Source organism: Enhydrobacter aerosaccus (genome assembly GCF_900167455.1).
GTDB classification, from domain to species: Bacteria; Pseudomonadota; Alphaproteobacteria; order Reyranellales; family Reyranellaceae; genus Reyranella; species Reyranella aerosaccus.
Map to the genome: position 1 here is coordinate 140,511 of NZ_FUWJ01000002.1, position 14,768 is coordinate 155,278.

Consider the following 14,768-nt stretch of genomic DNA (forward strand, 5'->3'; position numbering starts at 1 on the left):
AACGGCGCTGGTCTGCTAGAACTGGGGAATACGCCTGTCGTATTCCCCGTCGTACTTCCGAAACACATCCCAGAAGGCCGGCGGCATCCGGCCATGAGCCTTGTCGACGAGGATGGCGAGGTGGCAGTGCCAGCCTCCAGCCGTGCCGACCATGTCCTCCCGGCGCGGGATGCGACAGTGGGTCAGCGTCAGCAGAACCTTGTCGCCGCGCGGCGCGAGGTCGAACACCACTTCCGAGCCGTCGTCCCAGGTGAAGGCGAGACGACGCGGAGCCACGATCTCCGTGATCCTCAGTTCCGCGCGGTGGCCCTCGGTATCCATCTTCTCGAATTTTTGAGGCGGTGCCGCGTTATGGGGCGAAAGGTCGGAATGCTTGAAGAACAGCTCGACCTTGCCGCCCACCTTCAGCTCCATCGGCCCGGAGGCGAACCATTCGCCGCGCTTGTTCGAATCGGTGAGGAAGGCCCAGACTGTCTCGATCGGCCCGGGTAGCAGGCGTTCGAAGCGGATCTCGGTCGGCGACAGGAGGGTGGCAAAGTCGTTCATTTCCGGCTCCTCTTCCTTTTGGCCTCGCGCGCATGGCGAACAAGGGCTGTCTCGAGATCGTCGAGCCGGCCCGTCCAGAAGCGCTGATAGGTGGCGAGCCAGCGATCGGCCTCGGCAAGCGGTCCGGCTTCGATACGGCAACGATGGGTACGCCCCTCGATCGTACGACTGAGAAGCCCCGCTCCCTCCAGAACCTTCACATGTTTGGCGGCCGCCGCGAACGACATGTCGAAGGGCGCCGCGAGTTCACCCACGGTACGGGGCCCGTCACTCAAGCTGTGCAGCATTGCGCGACGCGTCGGATCCGACAGGGCACCGAAGACACGGTCCAGCGCCGGCTCTGTATACTCAACCATATGGTTGAATATAAGTGGTGCGGCGGAAACGTTCAACCACTTAGTTGAATGACGACACCACAACCTGCACCAAATGGCCTCCGAAATGCCCAATTACAGCGGAAACCAGCCTGCCGATTCAGCGTTTCCCCGGCACGACAACGCGAACCGGGGTTCGCAAGGAGGAGTCCATGTCCCGTCAGACGATGATGGCGCTTGCGCTGGGAACGGTCGCGCTCGCGGTGCTGCCGCTCGCCCAGGCGGCCGCAGAGTCGGGGCCTTCGAATATTGATCGGATCTGCGCCGCCCACGGTCTCGCACCGCAGACGGCCGACTTCGATGTCTGCGTCAATCGCGTGGCCTCGGCTCTCGACCATGGCCAGCCAGGCCAAGCGGACCGTGAAGCCGCGTTGGTACGCAGCGCCAAGGAGACGTGCAGCGCCTATGGCGTTCCGAGTTCCAGCCTGAGTTATCGCGGCTGCGTCAGGAACGAAATCGAGCGGCACAGCGCCCAGCCGGCGCGCTATCAGCCGAGTGCCGGCTCGGCGACGAAGGTCGATTCTTACGGGTTCCGTTACGACAGCGAGGGCAACCTCTTCGACCCGGACGGCTATCCGATCCGGCCCGTGCCGTAACTCTATCGCAATCCACGAAGAGCCGGCCGGCGCTTGCCGCGCCGGCTCTTTTCGTGGGAGGAGTCGGGTATGGATCCCCTGCCCGCTTCCGTTCTGCCCAACGGTATTCGCAGCCGCGTGCTGCCGGACATCAACGGCCTCGACATTCACATCCTCGAAGCCGGCTACGAAAGGCCGGGCCGTCCCGCGGTGATGCTGCTGCACGGCTTTCCTGAACTTGCCTACAGCTGGCGCAAGGTGCTGCCGGCGCTGGCCGACGCGGGCTATCACGCCATCGCGCCCGATCAGCGCGGCTATGGCCGGACGACCGGCTGGAGCGCGGACTACGATGCCGATCTTTCGAGCTTCCGCTTCCTCACCCTGTTGCGCGACACGATCGGCGTGCTCTTTGCTCTCGGCCATCGCAGCGCCGAAGCCGTGGTGGGCCATGATTTCGGTGCGGCCGTCGCCTCGTTTCTGGCGCTGGTGCGACCCGACATCTTCAGGCGCATGGTGCTGATGAGCGCGCCTTTCGGCGGCGTGCCGGCGGTCCCGTTCGATACGGCGGACAAGCCGGCTGCAGCGAAAGCCCCGGATATCCATGCCGCCCTCGCCGCCTTGCCGCGGCCGCGCAAGCATTACCAGTGGTACCAGTCGACGCGCGAGGCCAACGAGAACCAGTGGCACGCCAAGCAAGGCATCCACGACTTCCTGCGCGCCTATTACCACTACAAGAGCGCCGACTGGAAAGGGAACAAGCCCTTCGAACTCAAAGGCTGGACCGCCGAGGAACTGGCCAAGATGCCGACCTACTACGTCATGGATCTGGCCGAAGGCATGGCGGAGACCGTGGCCAAGGAAATGCCGACGCCGGCGGAGATCGCGGCCAATCGCTGGCTGCCCGATCACGAACTGCGCGTCTATAGCGAGGAGTTCACCCGCACGACCTTCCAGGGCGGGCTCAATTGGTATCGCGTGCGCACCTCCGGCCTGATCGGCCGCGAGTACGAAGCCTTCACCGGCCGCACGATCGACGTGCCGTCGACCTTCATCTCCGGCGCCAGCGATTGGGGCAACTACCAGTCACCCGGCGCGCTGGAGCGCATGCAGAAGAGTGCCTGCACCAACATGAAGGAAATCCACCTGGTCGAGGGCGCGGGACACTGGGTCCAGCAGGAACAGCCGGACGCCGTGAACCGTCTCCTGCTCGCCTTCCTCAGGAGCTGACCGCGGCCGGCGCTGGCCGGCCGGGACCAGCTTTGCTAGCGTCACCGTATTGCCTGCGTAAACGTTGGAGAGACACAAGCCGAACATCCGGCCATCCGGCACATAAGCCGGAGGTCAACCCTATGATCTGGGAGGATCAGCCATGGACGCCGCGCTCGAAGCTTCGACGATGCGTAAAGTGTACCTGCGCCTGCTGCCTTTTGCGATGCTGGCCTATGTCCTGGCGTATATCGACCGCATCAATGTGAGCTTTGCCGCGCTCACGATGCGTGACGATCTGCATATGTCCGCCGGCGATTTCGGGTTTGCCGTGGGCACCTTCTACTGGGCCTATTTCCTGTTCGAGGTGCCGAGCAACGTCATCATGGAGAAGGTGGGCGCCCGCATCTGGATCGCCCGCATCATGGTGACGTGGGGCATCTTCGCCTGCGCCACCGCGTGGGTCACCGGCACGACCAGCTTCGGCGTCATCCGCTTCCTGCTCGGCATGGCGGAAGCGGGGTTCTTCCCCGGCCTCATCCTCTATTTCACCTACTGGTTCCCGGCCCGCCATCATGCCCGGATCGTCTCTGCCTTTCTGATCGGGCTGCCGATTGCGGTCGCTGCCGGCGCGCCGATCTCGACCGGCCTGATGAGCCTGCACGGGCTGTTCGGCCTCAAGGGCTGGCAGATCATGTATCTCGCCGAGGGCATCCCCACGATCCTGATCGGCATCGCCACCTACTTCGCCCTCACCAACAAGCCCGCGCAGGCAAAGTTCCTGACGGCGCAGGAACGCGACTGGCTGGTGGCGAAGATCGAGAGCGAGCGCAAGGCCAAGGAGGCCGTCCGGGTCTATTCCATGATCGAGTCGATGTGGAACCCCAGAGTGCTGCTGCTGGCCCTCAACTACTTCGGCATCGTCACGGCGAGCCTCGGCATCCTCATCTTCATCCCGCAGATCATCAAGTCGCTGGGCACGATGAGCAACATGACCGTCGGCTGGCTGACCATGATCCCCTATATCTGCGGCGCCATCGCGCTCGTCACCTGGGGCCGCGTCTCCGACAAGATGAACGAGCGGCGCTGGAACCTGCTGCTCGCCTGCCTGCTCTCGACCGGAGGACTCGTCCTGGCGGGCCTCACCATGGGCACATGGTGGGCGATGGTCGGCATCTGCCTCGCCACCATGGGCTTCTATGGCTCGAAGGGTCCCTTCTTCGCCATGCCACCGATGTTCCTGAGCGGCACCGCGTTGGCCGCCGGCATCGCCTGGATCAACTCCATCGGCAATCTCGGCGGCTTCTTCGGACCGTGGTGGGTCGGCCTCATGAAGGATGCGACCGGCAGCTATTCCGGCGGCCTGTACGGCCTCGCTCTGCTCACACTGGTCTCGTCGCTGGTCTGCGCCTTCTGCCTGCACATCCCCGACGTGGTCTCTCAGGCGACGCGGCAACCGAAGCTGGTTCCCGCGCAGTAGGACAGTCCGTCGGCTGGACAGCGCGCCGTCAGTTGTTGCTGTCGGCGCGCAGGATGGCCCGCAGATCGTCGGGATCGACGGCGATCGATACGCCGGCCCGCTCCTGCTGCAGCAGCATCGCCGAGCGCGAATCGCGAGTCTGCCAGCCGCGGCCCAGCGCCTCGGTCATCTCCTCGAGCGTGAGATTGGACAACCGCATCGGCACACCGACCTCGCGCCCGAGTTGGGTGGCGAGTGACACGTCCTTGTGCGCAAGCTTGAGGGCGAAGCGCGCCGGGTCGTAATTGTTCGCCAGGAAGTGCTCGGCGAGCGAATCGAAGGTGCGCCGGCGGCCGTTGGCACCCTGCCGCACGGCCTTCCACAGCAGCAACGGATCGACGCCCGCCTTCACGCCCATGGTGAAGGTTTCCGCCAGCGCGGTGTTGACGATATAGCCGGACAGATTGTGTACCAGCTTGGCCACGCTCGCTGCGCCGATCGCGCCCATGTAGAAGATCTGATCGCCCATGGCATCGAGCACCGGCCGATGGCGATTGAAACTTTCCTCGTCGCCGCTGACCCACAGCGCCATCTTGCCGGAAGCCGCGCCGCCCGGCCCGCCACTGACCGGACTGTCGAGCAGATGGGCGCCCTTGGCCGCAAAGGCGCCATGCAGACGGCGGATCAGCGTCGGCGAATTGGTCGAGAGGTCGAACAGCACCTGCCCGGGCGACATGCCCTCGATCAAGCCGTTGCGCCCCGTCGCCACGGCCTCGAATTCAGGCGGACCGGGCAACGACGTGAACACGAGCTCGCTCGCGCTGGCCACGGCCTTCGGCGATTCAGCCCATTCGGCGCCGGCCGCCATCAGCTTTTCGGCGGCTTCGCGCCGCGCGTCGTGCACGACCAGCGTATAGCCGGCCTTCTGCAGATTCGCCGTCATGCCCGACCCCATGAGGCCGAGGCCGATGAATCCAACCTTCATCGTTTCCTCCTTTATTGCTTCAGAAGCCTGTCGAAGAAAGCCTTGGTGCGCGCCTCCGCATCGGCGGCGGCAACGGGATCGTAAGCCAGACGGTGATACTGGCCGTCCGGCGTCGGGAAGTAACGGTCGCGTACGTTGGCATCGAAGCTGTGGAAGGCGTGCGGATAGTAGATCATCTCCACAAGCTCCGGATGGGTGAAACCGCCTTGCTGCAGACGACGGCAGTTCTGGGCCGGCGTCCAATCGTCCTGCTCCCCGATCAGCACCAGGAGCGGGACGGACACGTCGTAGTCGAGCGCGGCCCAGCAGAGCGGATAGTAGGCCACCGCTGCGCGAAGACCATGGTTGGCAAGCCCGAAGCCCTTCTGGACCGCGCGCATCGTCGTCCATCCGCCGTGACTATGGCCGATGAGCCCGATCCGGTTCCGCTCGACGAACGGCTGAGCCTGCAGGAAGTCGATCGCGCCGGCGACGTCGGCGACCCGCATGTTGCCGTTGACGAGGCGGCCGCGCCCGCAAACGGAGGTGACGCCGCGCGGGCCGAAACTGTCGGGCGCGAGCACGACATACCCCCAGCCCGCCAGCCGCTTGCCCCACTCGTCGGTGTGCCGATTCACGCCGGCGCAGCTATGCGCCAGGACGATCGCCGGGAACGGACCGGGGCCGCTCGGCCAGTACAGCCAGCCCGAAATCTCCGGCCCGGCGTCGACGCGGCCGACAGCGAGGCTGGGGAAGTGGACGGACTCCGCCCCCGCGGGCCGCACCGCCAGCAGCAGGACCAGGAAGGCGAGGACCGATCGCAGCATCGTTGTGCGTCACTCCGGCTCGATGCCGGCCTCCTTGGCGATCTCGCGCCACATCGCCAGTTCGACCGTGATGCGCCTGGCAAACACGTCGGGCGCTTCGCCCCCCGGCTCGCTGGCGAGATCGTGGATCCTGGCGAGTGTCTCGGGTTCGGCCAACACGGCCGCGACATCCGCATGGATGCGCTGTGTCAGCTCCGGCGGCAGGTGTCCCGGGCCGAACAGCGAGAACCACGCCGATGCCTGATCGACACCCGACACGCCGGCCTCGGCCATGGTCGGAACCTCCGGTAGCATCGACAAGCGCTTGTCGGCGGTGACGGCCAGGATGCGGATGGTTCCGGCGCGGTGATGCGACAGTGCCGTCAAGGGACTGGTGAAGCCGACGGGGATGTGGCCGCCCGCCAGTTCCTGCAGCATCGGCGCCGCGCCCTTGTAGGCCACGTTCTCGATCTTGAGGCCGCTCTTCAGCCGGAACAGCTCGCCGACCATGCGCGTCGTGTTCTCGGTGCTGCCGAACTGGAACTTGCCCGGCTCCGCACGCGCCGCCGCCAGGAACTTGTCGATCGTGTCGAAGCCCGCCTTGACCGAACCGACCAACGACAGCGCGCCCATCACCAGCGGCGTGATCGGCGTGAAGTCGCGCTCCGTGTCATAGGGGAGATGCCGGCTGGTATAGGGATTGATGGTGTGGGCGCTGGTCATCACCATCAGCGTGTAGCCATCGGCCGGTGCGCGAGCGACCACCTCGCTGCCGACGATGCCGCTCGCGCCGCCCTTGTTGTCGATGATCACCGTCTGCTTCCAGCGTTCGGCCACACGGGGCATGACGAGGCGGGCGACAATGTCGGTGCCGCCGCCGGCGGGATAGGGAACGACCACGCGCACCGGCTTGGCCGGATAGTCCTCTGCCGCCGCATATCGCGGAGCGAGGCCGAGCCCCATCGCGGCGGCGACAAAACGCCTCCGGTTCAACCGTGCCACGTCTTCCTCCCGTGATATTTTCTGAGTGAGACAGTAGGATTCCTGGCGGAGGAAGCCAACATGTTCGATCTCGTCATCAAGGATGCGCAGATCTTCGACGGCTCCGGCAGCGCACCGGTGCAAAGTGATCTCGGCGTCACGGACGGCAAGATCGCAGCCATCGGTGCCAAGTTGGGCCCGGCCAGGGAGACAGTGAAAGCCGACGGCCTCGCCCTCGCGCCCGGCATCATCGACGGCCACACTCATTACGACGCGCAGATCACCTGGGACCCGTTCGTCGATCCCTCGCCTGCGCTGGGCGTCACGACGGCGGTGCTGGGCAATTGCGGTTTCACCATAGCGCCGTGCAAGCCCACCGACCGCGATCTGACGATGCGCCATCTCACCCATGTCGAAGGCATGTCGCTCGATGCGCTGCGTGCCGGCATTCACTGGGGCTTCGAAAGCTTTCCGCAGTATCTCGACATGTTGGAGGCGCAAGGCGTCGGACCGAACGTCGCCTGCTTTGCCGGCCACTCGGCCATTCGCACCTTCGTCATGGGCGAGGAAGCGACGGAGCGCGCGGCAACGGACGACGAGATCGCCAGCATGGCGACCCTGGTGCACGAGGCGATGAAGGCCGGCGCCGTGGGTTTCGCCACCTCGACCTCGGAGGCGCATAACGGCGAGGGCGGCACGCCGATGCCGTCGCGCCTCGCCGACGACAAGGAACTGCGCACCCTCGTGAAGGCGATGGCGGCGCATGGCGGCGTCTACATGCTCACCAAGGGCACCAAGACGTCGATCCCCTATCTGGAGGAGATCGCGGTCGAGGCCAAGCGGCCGGTCGTGATCGCCGCCCTCTTCCACTCCAACACCAACCCGACCGCCGCCTTCACCTGGCTGAACCAAGTCAACGAGGCGCGAGCCCGCGGGCATCAGCTCGTGGCGCAGACCTCCTGCTGTCCGCTCAGCATGGATTTCACCTTCAAGAGCCCGTACCTGTTCGAAAGCATGGAATCGTGGAAGCCGGCCATGGCGGCACACGACGGCGAGGCGCTGAAGAAGGTCTATCGCGATCCGGCCTGGCGCGCGGCGGTGAGGAAGGAACTGGCCGAGCGCCGCGGCCGACTGGTCTTCAATGGCGAATGGGACAAGCTGTTCGTGGTCGAGGTGATCAAGGCGGAGAACCGGCCGCTCGAAGGCATCACGCTCGCGGAGCTGGCGAAGAAGGTCGGCAAGGAGCCGCTCGACTGCATTCTCGACTTCGCCCTGTCGGAAGATCTCGACACGATGTTCGTGGCGCAGCTTCTGCACAACGACGACAAGGCCGTGGGCAGGATCCTGGCCGATCCGAACACGCACATCTCCCTGTCGGACGCGGGCGCCCACCTGACCTTCTTCTGCGACGCCGGCTTCGGCCTGCATCTGATGGGGCACTGGAGCCGCGAGCTCGGCGTGCTCGACCTGCCGCAGGCCGTCCATCGCCTGACCGGCCAGCCGGCCAAACTGTTCGGCCTCCGGAATCGCGGCCTGCTGCGCGAGGGCTATGCCGCCGACCTGATGCTGTTCGACCCCAAGACCGTCGCGCGCGGCCCGAAGCGACGCGCGCACGATCTGCCGGCCGGGGCGGCACGCCTGACGACGACCGCGGTGGGACTGCATGGCGTCTGGATCAACGGCGCCCATGTCGCGGACGAAAAAGGTTTCTGCGCCGATCCGGCAAGCCGGCCGGGCCAGGTGCTGAGATCGTTCGCGCCCTGATCCCGCTCCCGTTAAAGAAACGGAAAAATAACGGTTACGATCAGGTAACCCGGCACCGTCGTGCCGGGCCGGGCGAGACGCCCACAAGTTCCCGACTTTCCCGCGCTGCTGGGAAGGCTCGGATGCCAATGACGCAAGGCTTTCCGGCGACTTTCCCAGCGCCGTACCACCCTCCCTCGATGCACGGAAAATTTCTCGCGAGGAATCGCATAAAACACTGCTGCCACACAATTTGAGGCAATTCCTCGCGAGGCTCGCGACCGTCGCGAGGGCGAGACCGCAACGCGATGCAGGGTGAACGGCGTCATTCATGCGGGCCATGATAGGTCCGCTGCATCCCGGCCCCTATTATGGCCGCCTATCAAGAGGTCGGGATGACGACGGAAGTCTCTGCCGACTGCGCCGCCGGCTGTGAACGGCAATCGGCATTTTTGTCGTCACGCCAAATGCAGCCGCCCGAAGGTGGCGTAGCCGACGGGGCCGTCTTGGCTGCTCCGTTCAATGTGGGCGCCGAAGGAAGGGTCCTTCGGCCGTGCTCAGGAAGACCGCGCCGCAGCCAAGTCCGGAACGGCTACGACGGTTTCAGCCGGAAGAACACCGTTCGCTCCCGCTCCTCGACCTGCAGTTTGGTCCTGACCCGCATCAGGTCGCTCCAGCCGATGTAGCCGACCAGCCGACCGTTCTCGCGCGAGAGCACCGGCAGGTGGGCCACGTTGATGGTCGACAGCCGATCAGCCACCGCCTCGAGATATTCGTCCGGATACGCGACGGTGATCTTGCTGCCGGCCAGCAGCTCGGCCAGCGTCCGGCGGCGATGCTGGCCGGCGCGACGCCAGCGCAGGATCGACGGTGGATCGATCACACCCAGAACATGACCGGCCTCATCGACCACCGGGAAGCTCGGATGCGCCGTCGCCGGATCGGTGAGCAGGCGCGTCGCCTGGTGCAGCGTCGTCTGCGCCGAAACGGTCTCGACCACCGTCGTCATCACCTCGTCCACCCGCGTCAAGGCAAAGGGATCGACCCGGTATTCGCGCACGAGATGGTGGCCGCGGCGCGCGATCTTCTCGGTCAGGATCGAGCGGCGCATCAGCAGGACCGTGACCGCATGCGCCGTGGCGCAGGCCGTGATCAAGGGCAGCAGGACATGAGTGTTGCCGGTAAGCTCGACCGCAAAGAAGGTCGCGGTGAGCGGCGAGCGCATGGTGCCGCCCATGGTGGCCGCCATGGCCAGCAACGCCCAGAACCCGGGCCCGCCGCCCGGCAACACGCTGCCCAGGACCGTGCCCATGGCGCCGCCCATGATCAGGAGCGGCGCCAGCACGCCACCCGACGTTCCCGATCCGAGCGCGACCGCCCAGATCACCGCCTTGGCCACGAGCAACAGCAGCGCCGCCTTCGGCACGACGTCGCCCCGCAGCATGGCGGCGATGTTGTCGTAGCCGACACCCAGCGCGTTGGGTTCGACCAGACCACCCAGCCCGACCACCAGCCCGCCCAGCAGCGGCCACCACATCCAGTGGATCGGCAATTTCAGGAAGCCGTCCTCGCAGGCATAGACCAGCCGCGTCAGCAGCCCGGACAGCAGGCCGCCCAGCAGTCCCGTCAGGCCCCAGCACAGGGCGCCGAGAAGCGAGATGTCGACACTGCCGGCATAGGGGAAGAGCGGGCTGCCGAGATGCAGGAAGCCCCGCTCCACCGCGGCCACGACGGCGGCAACGGCGACCGGAATGAAACTGCGCGGCGTCCATTCGAACAGCAGCAGTTCGACGGCCAGCATGATCGCGGCGATGGGTGTGCCGAACACGGTCGTCATGCCGGCCGCCGCACCGGCCACCAGCAGGGTCTTCCGTTCGTTATCGCTCACCGGCAGGATCTGCGCGATCAGGGAGCCGATGGCCCCGCCGGTCATGATGATCGGTCCCTCGGCGCCGAAGGGACCGCCGGTGCCGATCGCCACCGCCGAAGACAGCGGTTTCAGGATCGCCACCTTGGCATCGAGCCGCGACCGGCCGAGCAGGATCGCCTCGATCGCCTCGGGAATGCCATGGCCGCGGATCTTCTGGCTGCCATAGCGCGCCATCAGGCCGATGATCAGCGAGCCCGCGACCGGCACCAGGACCGCCCACAGGCCGAGGGGCGACTGTTCGAGCTTCAGATCGGCAAGGCTGAACCGTCCGAAATAGGCGATATTGGTGGCCAGCCGGATGAGTTCCAGCAGGGCGAAACCAGCGATCACTCCGGCGGTTGCCACGCCGACCGCAATGCCTGCAATGAGCAGGACGCGCGGGTCGGTGGTGAAATCGCCGAGATGCTGCGGATGGCTGACCGAGGGCGCAGGGGCACGGTCGGTCACATGAGCGACGGGAGGGGTCATTGGGGGTTCCTGGGGGCGGCCCCGGTTCTATCGGATTACGATATATTTAGGCAAGTCGGGGAGTTCGCATGGCGCGACAGGAAAAGGGCCGCAAGGCAAGACAGCCGAGACAGGCCGATTACGAGGCCCTGGCAGAGTTCCGCTACCAGATACGGCGATTCCTCGAATTCAGCCAGAATGCTGCCCGCGAGGCCGGATTGACGCCGGCCCAGCACCAGGCCCTGCTGGCGATCAAGGGGTGGCCGGGCGGCGCTCTCATGACCATCGGCGACCTCGCCGAGCGGCTGTGCGTCCGTCATCACAGCGCCGTCGAGCTGATCGACCGGCTGGCCGCGGCAAAACTGGTCGTCCGCGCGACCGATCCCGACGACAATCGCCGCGTCACGCTGAGCCTGACGCGCTCGGCCGAGAAGCATCTGGCCTCTCTGTCGGCCGCGCATCTCGACGAGTTGGCCCGGCTCTCGCCGTCACTCAAGAAGCTGCTGGCACGGCCGAGGCGCCGCACTCCATAAGTTGTATTCGTCCGCACATGAAAGACCATCGCGGGCGGCCCAGACCCGATCCTGGCAAGATCGCGGCATGACCAAACCACGCCCCACCGCCTTCCATCCAGCCGATGTGCCGGAGAGCAATGCCACCGCCTATCCGGCGCCGTTCCGGGCCGTGAACAGTCAGCGTTGGAATCGCCGGTTGGGGGATCATGGCGGCCTCAGGAATTTCGGCGTGAACCTCACGCGTATCGTTCCCGGGGCGCAATCCTCGTCCCGGCACGCCCACAGCAGACAGGATGAATTCGTCTGGATCATGGAGGGCGAGGTCGTGCTCGAAACCGACGACGGACGCCAGACGTTGCAGGCCGGCATGTGTGCGGCCTTTCCGGCCGGCACGGGCAATGCCCATCGCTTCGTGAACGAGAGCACCAGCGACGTTGTGTTGCTGACGGTTGGCGATCGTACGCCCTTCGACGAGATCGTCTATCCCGAAATCGACATGCACGGCAAAGCGGGCGCCGACGGAAAGTATGTCTTCACCCACAAGGACGGCCAGCCCTACGAGGACTGAGCGGCCTGACGTCGGGATGTAATCAATCGGGATGCCTCCGCCCTTGAACTGACCAAGAACAACTGTCAGTCTACCTATACTTATTTATACTACCTAAGGTTGTTCGCCATGTCGGCTTGGAGATTTCTCGTCATGGGGTGCCTTTTGCTGGCTGCTGGTTGCACTAGCGAAATGTACGGTGTGGTCGGAGACGAGAACGACGTCTTCAAGGGCACGATGACAGGCAGGGAGGCGGGGCGGATAGAACTCGACAACGGCAAGGGCGTTCGGTGCGTCGGAGACTACCGGGACCGGACCTCTGCGCTCCTCTCGACGGCAACGGCCATTGCCGTACTCATCGATGGAGTTCCCCGATCGCTCGGTGCGCGAGGTGGTCGCGCGTTCCTCTCCTGCAGCAATGGCGAGCAGGCCGCCCTCCAGTTCAGTCCGATCGGCGGGGAAAGCGGCTACGGGTTCGGAACGACGAGCGACGGCCGGGCGGTACGCATCACCTACGGGCTGAGCCGGACCGAAAGCCAATCGTACCTCAAGGTCTCCGCCGCCCAGCCGCCAGCCAGCCCGGGCGGGCCGAGCGACAAGACGGCAACCATCGCCACCGGAACCGGCTTCTATGTCACGCGGCAAGGCCACATCGTGACCAACGCGCATGTCGTCGACCGCTGCAAGAGCGTGACGGTGGCACGGGTCGGCGAGCAGATGTTGGATGCCAGCGTCGTCACCGCGGATAAGCAGAACGATCTGACGGTCCTGCTCGCCGCCGGCCCGGCGCCGGCGGTCGCGACCTTGCGCTCCCGGCCTATTCGACAGGGCGAGCCGGTGATCGCCTTCGGCTTCCCTCTTGCCGGCTCGCTCTCCTCAGGCGGCGTGATCACGACCGGCAGCGTCAGCGCCCTGTCGGGCCTGCACGACGATTCGCGCTATCTGCAGATCTCGACACCGGTACAGCCCGGAAACAGCGGTGGCCCATTGCTCGACGACAGCGCTGCGGTAGTCGGAGTCGTCTCGGCGGGTTTGCGGGCCAACCGGGCCTCCGGACTGATACCGCAGAATGTCAACTTCGCCCTCAAGGCGGATGTGGTGCGCACCTTCCTGGCCGCGGCGGGCGTGGCCGCAGAGAATGCCGCGGGCGGGGCGACGCTCAGTACCCCCGATGTCGGCACGCGGGCACGAGCCTTCTCCGTCCTGATCGAGTGCAAGGGCTGACGCGCCGCACCGAAGAGACATGGCTGCCATTTGCGCTATGTCAACGCGTTGCCCCTGTCCAGCCGCGATCCTCCTCGACAGCATTCGAGGGGGAAAACTGATGCCACAAGCCTTGTGCGCCATCCTGGTGATGTTCCTGGCATTGGCCGAACTGGGCACGCTGACGGCCTGGAGCCGGCAGGCCGCAACGGCAATGCCGGCGACAATCGATGCCGCCCTGCTGCCGGCCGGCAACCACTCCCTCGTCGCCATACGCTTCTGAACCATGCGAGGAACAATGCCAAAGAATCCCATCACCTGGATCGTCGTTGCCGACGGTGCCCGCGCCCGCTTCCTGCGCGCGGCGCCCGACGGTAAGAGACTGGTCCCCGCCCGCGGTGCCGACCTGATCGCCCCGCAGGGACGCCACCATGTCCGCGACATGGTGAGTGACCGGCCGGGCCGCGTCGACAGCACCTCACGCGGCGGCCAACGCCATGCGTTCGAACCCAAGCACGACTATCACAAGCTGGCCAAGCACCACTTCACGGTGAGCGTGGCCGATGTGCTGGACAAGGCCTGCCTGGCCAAGGAGTTCGACGAGGTGATCCTGGTGGCGCCGCGCCGCAGCCTCGGCGAATTGCGCCAATGCCTGTCCAAGCGCGTCCAAAAGGCCGTACAGCAGGAAATCCCGAAGGACTTCACGGAATACACGCCGGCCATGTTGTGGCGCCACCTGCGGCCGATGGTCGGCCCCAAGATCCCCAAGGGCTGACCCAGCCCGTCGGGAAAGGTTCATAGGAGCGCGCCACTCCAGTGGCGCTCATCATCATGATGCGCCACTTAAGCGCGGAGGTATCCGCGCGCAGTGGCGCGCTCCGCTGAGTCAGGTCCTTCGGCCTCTCATCGATCGCCGCAGTTGCTCGCGCAGGCCCGCAAGCGCCCAAAGAACTTCTTCCGCGAAAGCACGTCCTCATGGGAGCGCGCCGCTCTAGGGACGCATCATGATCACGAGCGCCACTTAAGCGCGGAGGTATCCGCGCGCAGTGGCGCGCTCCCTTGAGCGGTAACGCCGGCGAGGCTCTAGCTTTCCGGCCGTTCCAGCGCGCGCTCGACCCGTTCATGCAGGTTCTTCACGTCGCCGCGCTGGCGGCGGATACGGTCCTCGATCTGGCGTTGCGCGCGCCGGAAGGCGTCGGTCACGGCGAAACGCGGATCGTCGAAACGCCCGTCCTGCCGCGGCGAATGATCGACATCGACCGTGAGGTTGCCAGGCAGGGAGAGATGGATATCGACCTCGAAATGCTTGCCGCTGCGATGATGGTGGCCGGGCGCCTTGACCATGACATGGCAGGCCGTCAGCCGACCGTGATAGCGCTCGAGAGTCGCCACCTGCTCCTCGATCAGCTGGCGCAGCCCCTCGCTGGATTCACTACCCTGGAAGTTGATTTTCAGTGCGGTTTGCATTGTGT

16 protein-coding genes are annotated in these 14,768 nt (G+C 65.6%); 9 read left to right on the forward strand and 7 right to left on the reverse strand.

The features are described 5' to 3' along the window. Positions 1 to 15: 15 nt before the first annotated feature. Both B5D62_RS09945 and B5D62_RS09950 read right to left on the reverse strand, forming a co-directional pair. A complete protein-coding gene (locus tag B5D62_RS09945) occupies positions 16 to 546 on the reverse strand; it encodes an SRPBCC family protein (RefSeq protein WP_085933729.1) in 531 nt (176 codons plus the stop codon). After that, entirely contained in the window at positions 543 to 902 is a 360-nt protein-coding gene (locus B5D62_RS09950) for an ArsR/SmtB family transcription factor (RefSeq protein WP_085933730.1), read from the reverse strand. Before B5D62_RS09950 ends, B5D62_RS09945 begins: the two co-directional genes overlap by 4 nt. A 170-nt stretch (positions 903 to 1,072) precedes the next feature. Between B5D62_RS09950 and B5D62_RS09955 the strand changes: the two genes are divergently transcribed. From B5D62_RS09955 to B5D62_RS09965, 3 genes are all read left to right on the forward strand, one after another. Continuing rightward, positions 1,073 to 1,516 carry a hypothetical protein gene (locus tag B5D62_RS09955; protein WP_085933731.1) on the forward strand — a complete coding sequence of 148 codons (444 nt, stop codon included), beginning with the start codon at positions 1,073 to 1,075 and terminating at the stop codon, positions 1,514 to 1,516. A 69-nt stretch (positions 1,517 to 1,585) separates the two neighbouring features. Beyond that, a complete protein-coding gene (locus B5D62_RS09960) occupies positions 1,586 to 2,722 on the forward strand; it encodes an alpha/beta hydrolase (RefSeq protein ID WP_085933732.1) in 1,137 nt (378 codons plus the stop codon). Between the two features lie 142 nt (positions 2,723 to 2,864). Continuing rightward, positions 2,865 to 4,181, forward strand: coding sequence for an MFS transporter (locus B5D62_RS09965; RefSeq protein WP_085933733.1), 1,317 nt, complete (start codon positions 2,865 to 2,867; stop codon positions 4,179 to 4,181). A 28-nt stretch (positions 4,182 to 4,209) separates the two neighbouring features. Here B5D62_RS09965 and B5D62_RS09970 read toward each other — a convergent pair whose 3' ends face one another. The 3 genes from B5D62_RS09970 to B5D62_RS09980 are packed head-to-tail and all read right to left on the reverse strand — an operon-like array spanning position 4,210 to position 6,932. Further along, entirely contained in the window at positions 4,210 to 5,145 is a 936-nt protein-coding gene (locus B5D62_RS09970; protein WP_085933734.1) for an NAD(P)-dependent oxidoreductase, read from the reverse strand. An 11-nt stretch (positions 5,146 to 5,156) separates the two neighbouring features. After that, entirely contained in the window at positions 5,157 to 5,951 is a 795-nt protein-coding gene (locus tag B5D62_RS09975; RefSeq protein WP_085933735.1) for a dienelactone hydrolase family protein, read from the reverse strand. Positions 5,952 to 5,960: 9 nt separating this feature from the next. Then, positions 5,961 to 6,932: a Bug family tripartite tricarboxylate transporter substrate binding protein gene (locus B5D62_RS09980; RefSeq protein WP_170920867.1), complete on the reverse strand. Its 972-nt coding sequence runs from the start codon at positions 6,930 to 6,932 to the stop codon at positions 5,961 to 5,963. Between the two features lie 60 nt (positions 6,933 to 6,992). Between B5D62_RS09980 and B5D62_RS09985 the strand changes: the two genes are divergently transcribed. Continuing rightward, positions 6,993 to 8,675 (forward strand): N-acyl-D-amino-acid deacylase family protein, encoded by a 1,683-nt coding sequence (locus B5D62_RS09985; RefSeq protein ID WP_085933736.1) that lies wholly within the window; start codon positions 6,993 to 6,995, stop codon positions 8,673 to 8,675. A 571-nt stretch (positions 8,676 to 9,246) separates the two neighbouring features. On the opposite strand, the gene B5D62_RS09990 is transcribed toward B5D62_RS09985, so the two are convergent. Beyond that, positions 9,247 to 11,052, reverse strand: coding sequence for a chloride channel protein (locus B5D62_RS09990; RefSeq protein ID WP_085933737.1), 1,806 nt, complete (start codon positions 11,050 to 11,052; stop codon positions 9,247 to 9,249). 68 nt (positions 11,053 to 11,120) lie between these two features. Here B5D62_RS09990 and B5D62_RS09995 point away from each other — a divergent pair, with 68 nt between their 5' ends. The 5 genes from B5D62_RS09995 to B5D62_RS10010 all read left to right on the forward strand — a co-directional run bounded on the left by B5D62_RS09995 (position 11,121) and on the right by B5D62_RS10010 (position 14,071). Then, a complete protein-coding gene (locus tag B5D62_RS09995) occupies positions 11,121 to 11,564 on the forward strand; it encodes a MarR family winged helix-turn-helix transcriptional regulator (protein ID WP_085933738.1) in 444 nt (147 codons plus the stop codon). A gap of 67 nt (positions 11,565 to 11,631) precedes the next feature. Continuing rightward, complete coding sequence (locus B5D62_RS10000; RefSeq protein WP_085933739.1) at positions 11,632 to 12,114, forward strand: cupin domain-containing protein; 483 nt, start codon at positions 11,632 to 11,634, stop codon at positions 12,112 to 12,114. Between the two features lie 132 nt (positions 12,115 to 12,246). Beyond that, positions 12,247 to 13,317, forward strand: a complete 1,071-nt coding sequence (locus tag B5D62_RS10005) for a S1C family serine protease (protein ID WP_218191022.1) — start codon at positions 12,247 to 12,249, stop codon at positions 13,315 to 13,317. Between the two features lie 100 nt (positions 13,318 to 13,417). Then, positions 13,418 to 13,579: a hypothetical protein gene (locus tag B5D62_RS33320; RefSeq protein ID WP_170920871.1), complete on the forward strand. Its 162-nt coding sequence runs from the start codon at positions 13,418 to 13,420 to the stop codon at positions 13,577 to 13,579. A gap of 15 nt (positions 13,580 to 13,594) precedes the next feature. Next, a complete protein-coding gene (locus tag B5D62_RS10010; RefSeq protein WP_170920873.1) occupies positions 13,595 to 14,071 on the forward strand; it encodes a host attachment protein in 477 nt (158 codons plus the stop codon). Positions 14,072 to 14,379: 308 nt separating this feature from the next. Here the strand turns inward: B5D62_RS10010 and B5D62_RS10015 are convergent, their stop codons facing one another. Beyond that, entirely contained in the window at positions 14,380 to 14,763 is a 384-nt protein-coding gene (locus B5D62_RS10015; RefSeq protein ID WP_085933742.1) for an HPF/RaiA family ribosome-associated protein, read from the reverse strand. Between the last annotated feature and the right edge of the window lie 5 nt (positions 14,764 to 14,768).

Bases quoted from the DNA above. Each gene is read 5' to 3' on its own strand.
- B5D62_RS09945 (WP_085933729.1), bottom strand. From the start codon at position 546: ATGAACGACTTTGCCACCCTCCTGTCGCCGACCGAGATCCGCTTCGAA.
- B5D62_RS09950 (WP_085933730.1), bottom strand. From the start codon at position 902: ATGGTTGAGTATACAGAGCCGGCGCTGGACCGTGTCTTCGGTGCCCTG.
- B5D62_RS09955 (WP_085933731.1), top strand. From the start codon at position 1,073: ATGTCCCGTCAGACGATGATGGCGCTTGCGCTGGGAACGGTCGCGCTC.
- B5D62_RS09960 (WP_085933732.1), top strand. From the start codon at position 1,586: ATGGATCCCCTGCCCGCTTCCGTTCTGCCCAACGGTATTCGCAGCCGC.
- B5D62_RS09965 (WP_085933733.1), top strand. From the start codon at position 2,865: ATGGACGCCGCGCTCGAAGCTTCGACGATGCGTAAAGTGTACCTGCGC.
- B5D62_RS09970 (WP_085933734.1), bottom strand. From the start codon at position 5,145: ATGAAGGTTGGATTCATCGGCCTCGGCCTCATGGGGTCGGGCATGACG.
- B5D62_RS09975 (WP_085933735.1), bottom strand. From the start codon at position 5,951: ATGCTGCGATCGGTCCTCGCCTTCCTGGTCCTGCTGCTGGCGGTGCGG.
- B5D62_RS09985 (WP_085933736.1), top strand. From the start codon at position 6,993: ATGTTCGATCTCGTCATCAAGGATGCGCAGATCTTCGACGGCTCCGGC.
- B5D62_RS09990 (WP_085933737.1), bottom strand. From the start codon at position 11,052: ATGACCCCTCCCGTCGCTCATGTGACCGACCGTGCCCCTGCGCCCTCG.
- B5D62_RS09995 (WP_085933738.1), top strand. From the start codon at position 11,121: ATGGCGCGACAGGAAAAGGGCCGCAAGGCAAGACAGCCGAGACAGGCC.
- B5D62_RS10000 (WP_085933739.1), top strand. From the start codon at position 11,632: ATGACCAAACCACGCCCCACCGCCTTCCATCCAGCCGATGTGCCGGAG.
- B5D62_RS10005 (WP_218191022.1), top strand. From the start codon at position 12,247: ATGGGGTGCCTTTTGCTGGCTGCTGGTTGCACTAGCGAAATGTACGGT.
- B5D62_RS33320 (WP_170920871.1), top strand. From the start codon at position 13,418: ATGCCACAAGCCTTGTGCGCCATCCTGGTGATGTTCCTGGCATTGGCC.
- B5D62_RS10010 (WP_170920873.1), top strand. From the start codon at position 13,595: ATGCCAAAGAATCCCATCACCTGGATCGTCGTTGCCGACGGTGCCCGC.
- B5D62_RS10015 (WP_085933742.1), bottom strand. From the start codon at position 14,763: ATGCAAACCGCACTGAAAATCAACTTCCAGGGTAGTGAATCCAGCGAG.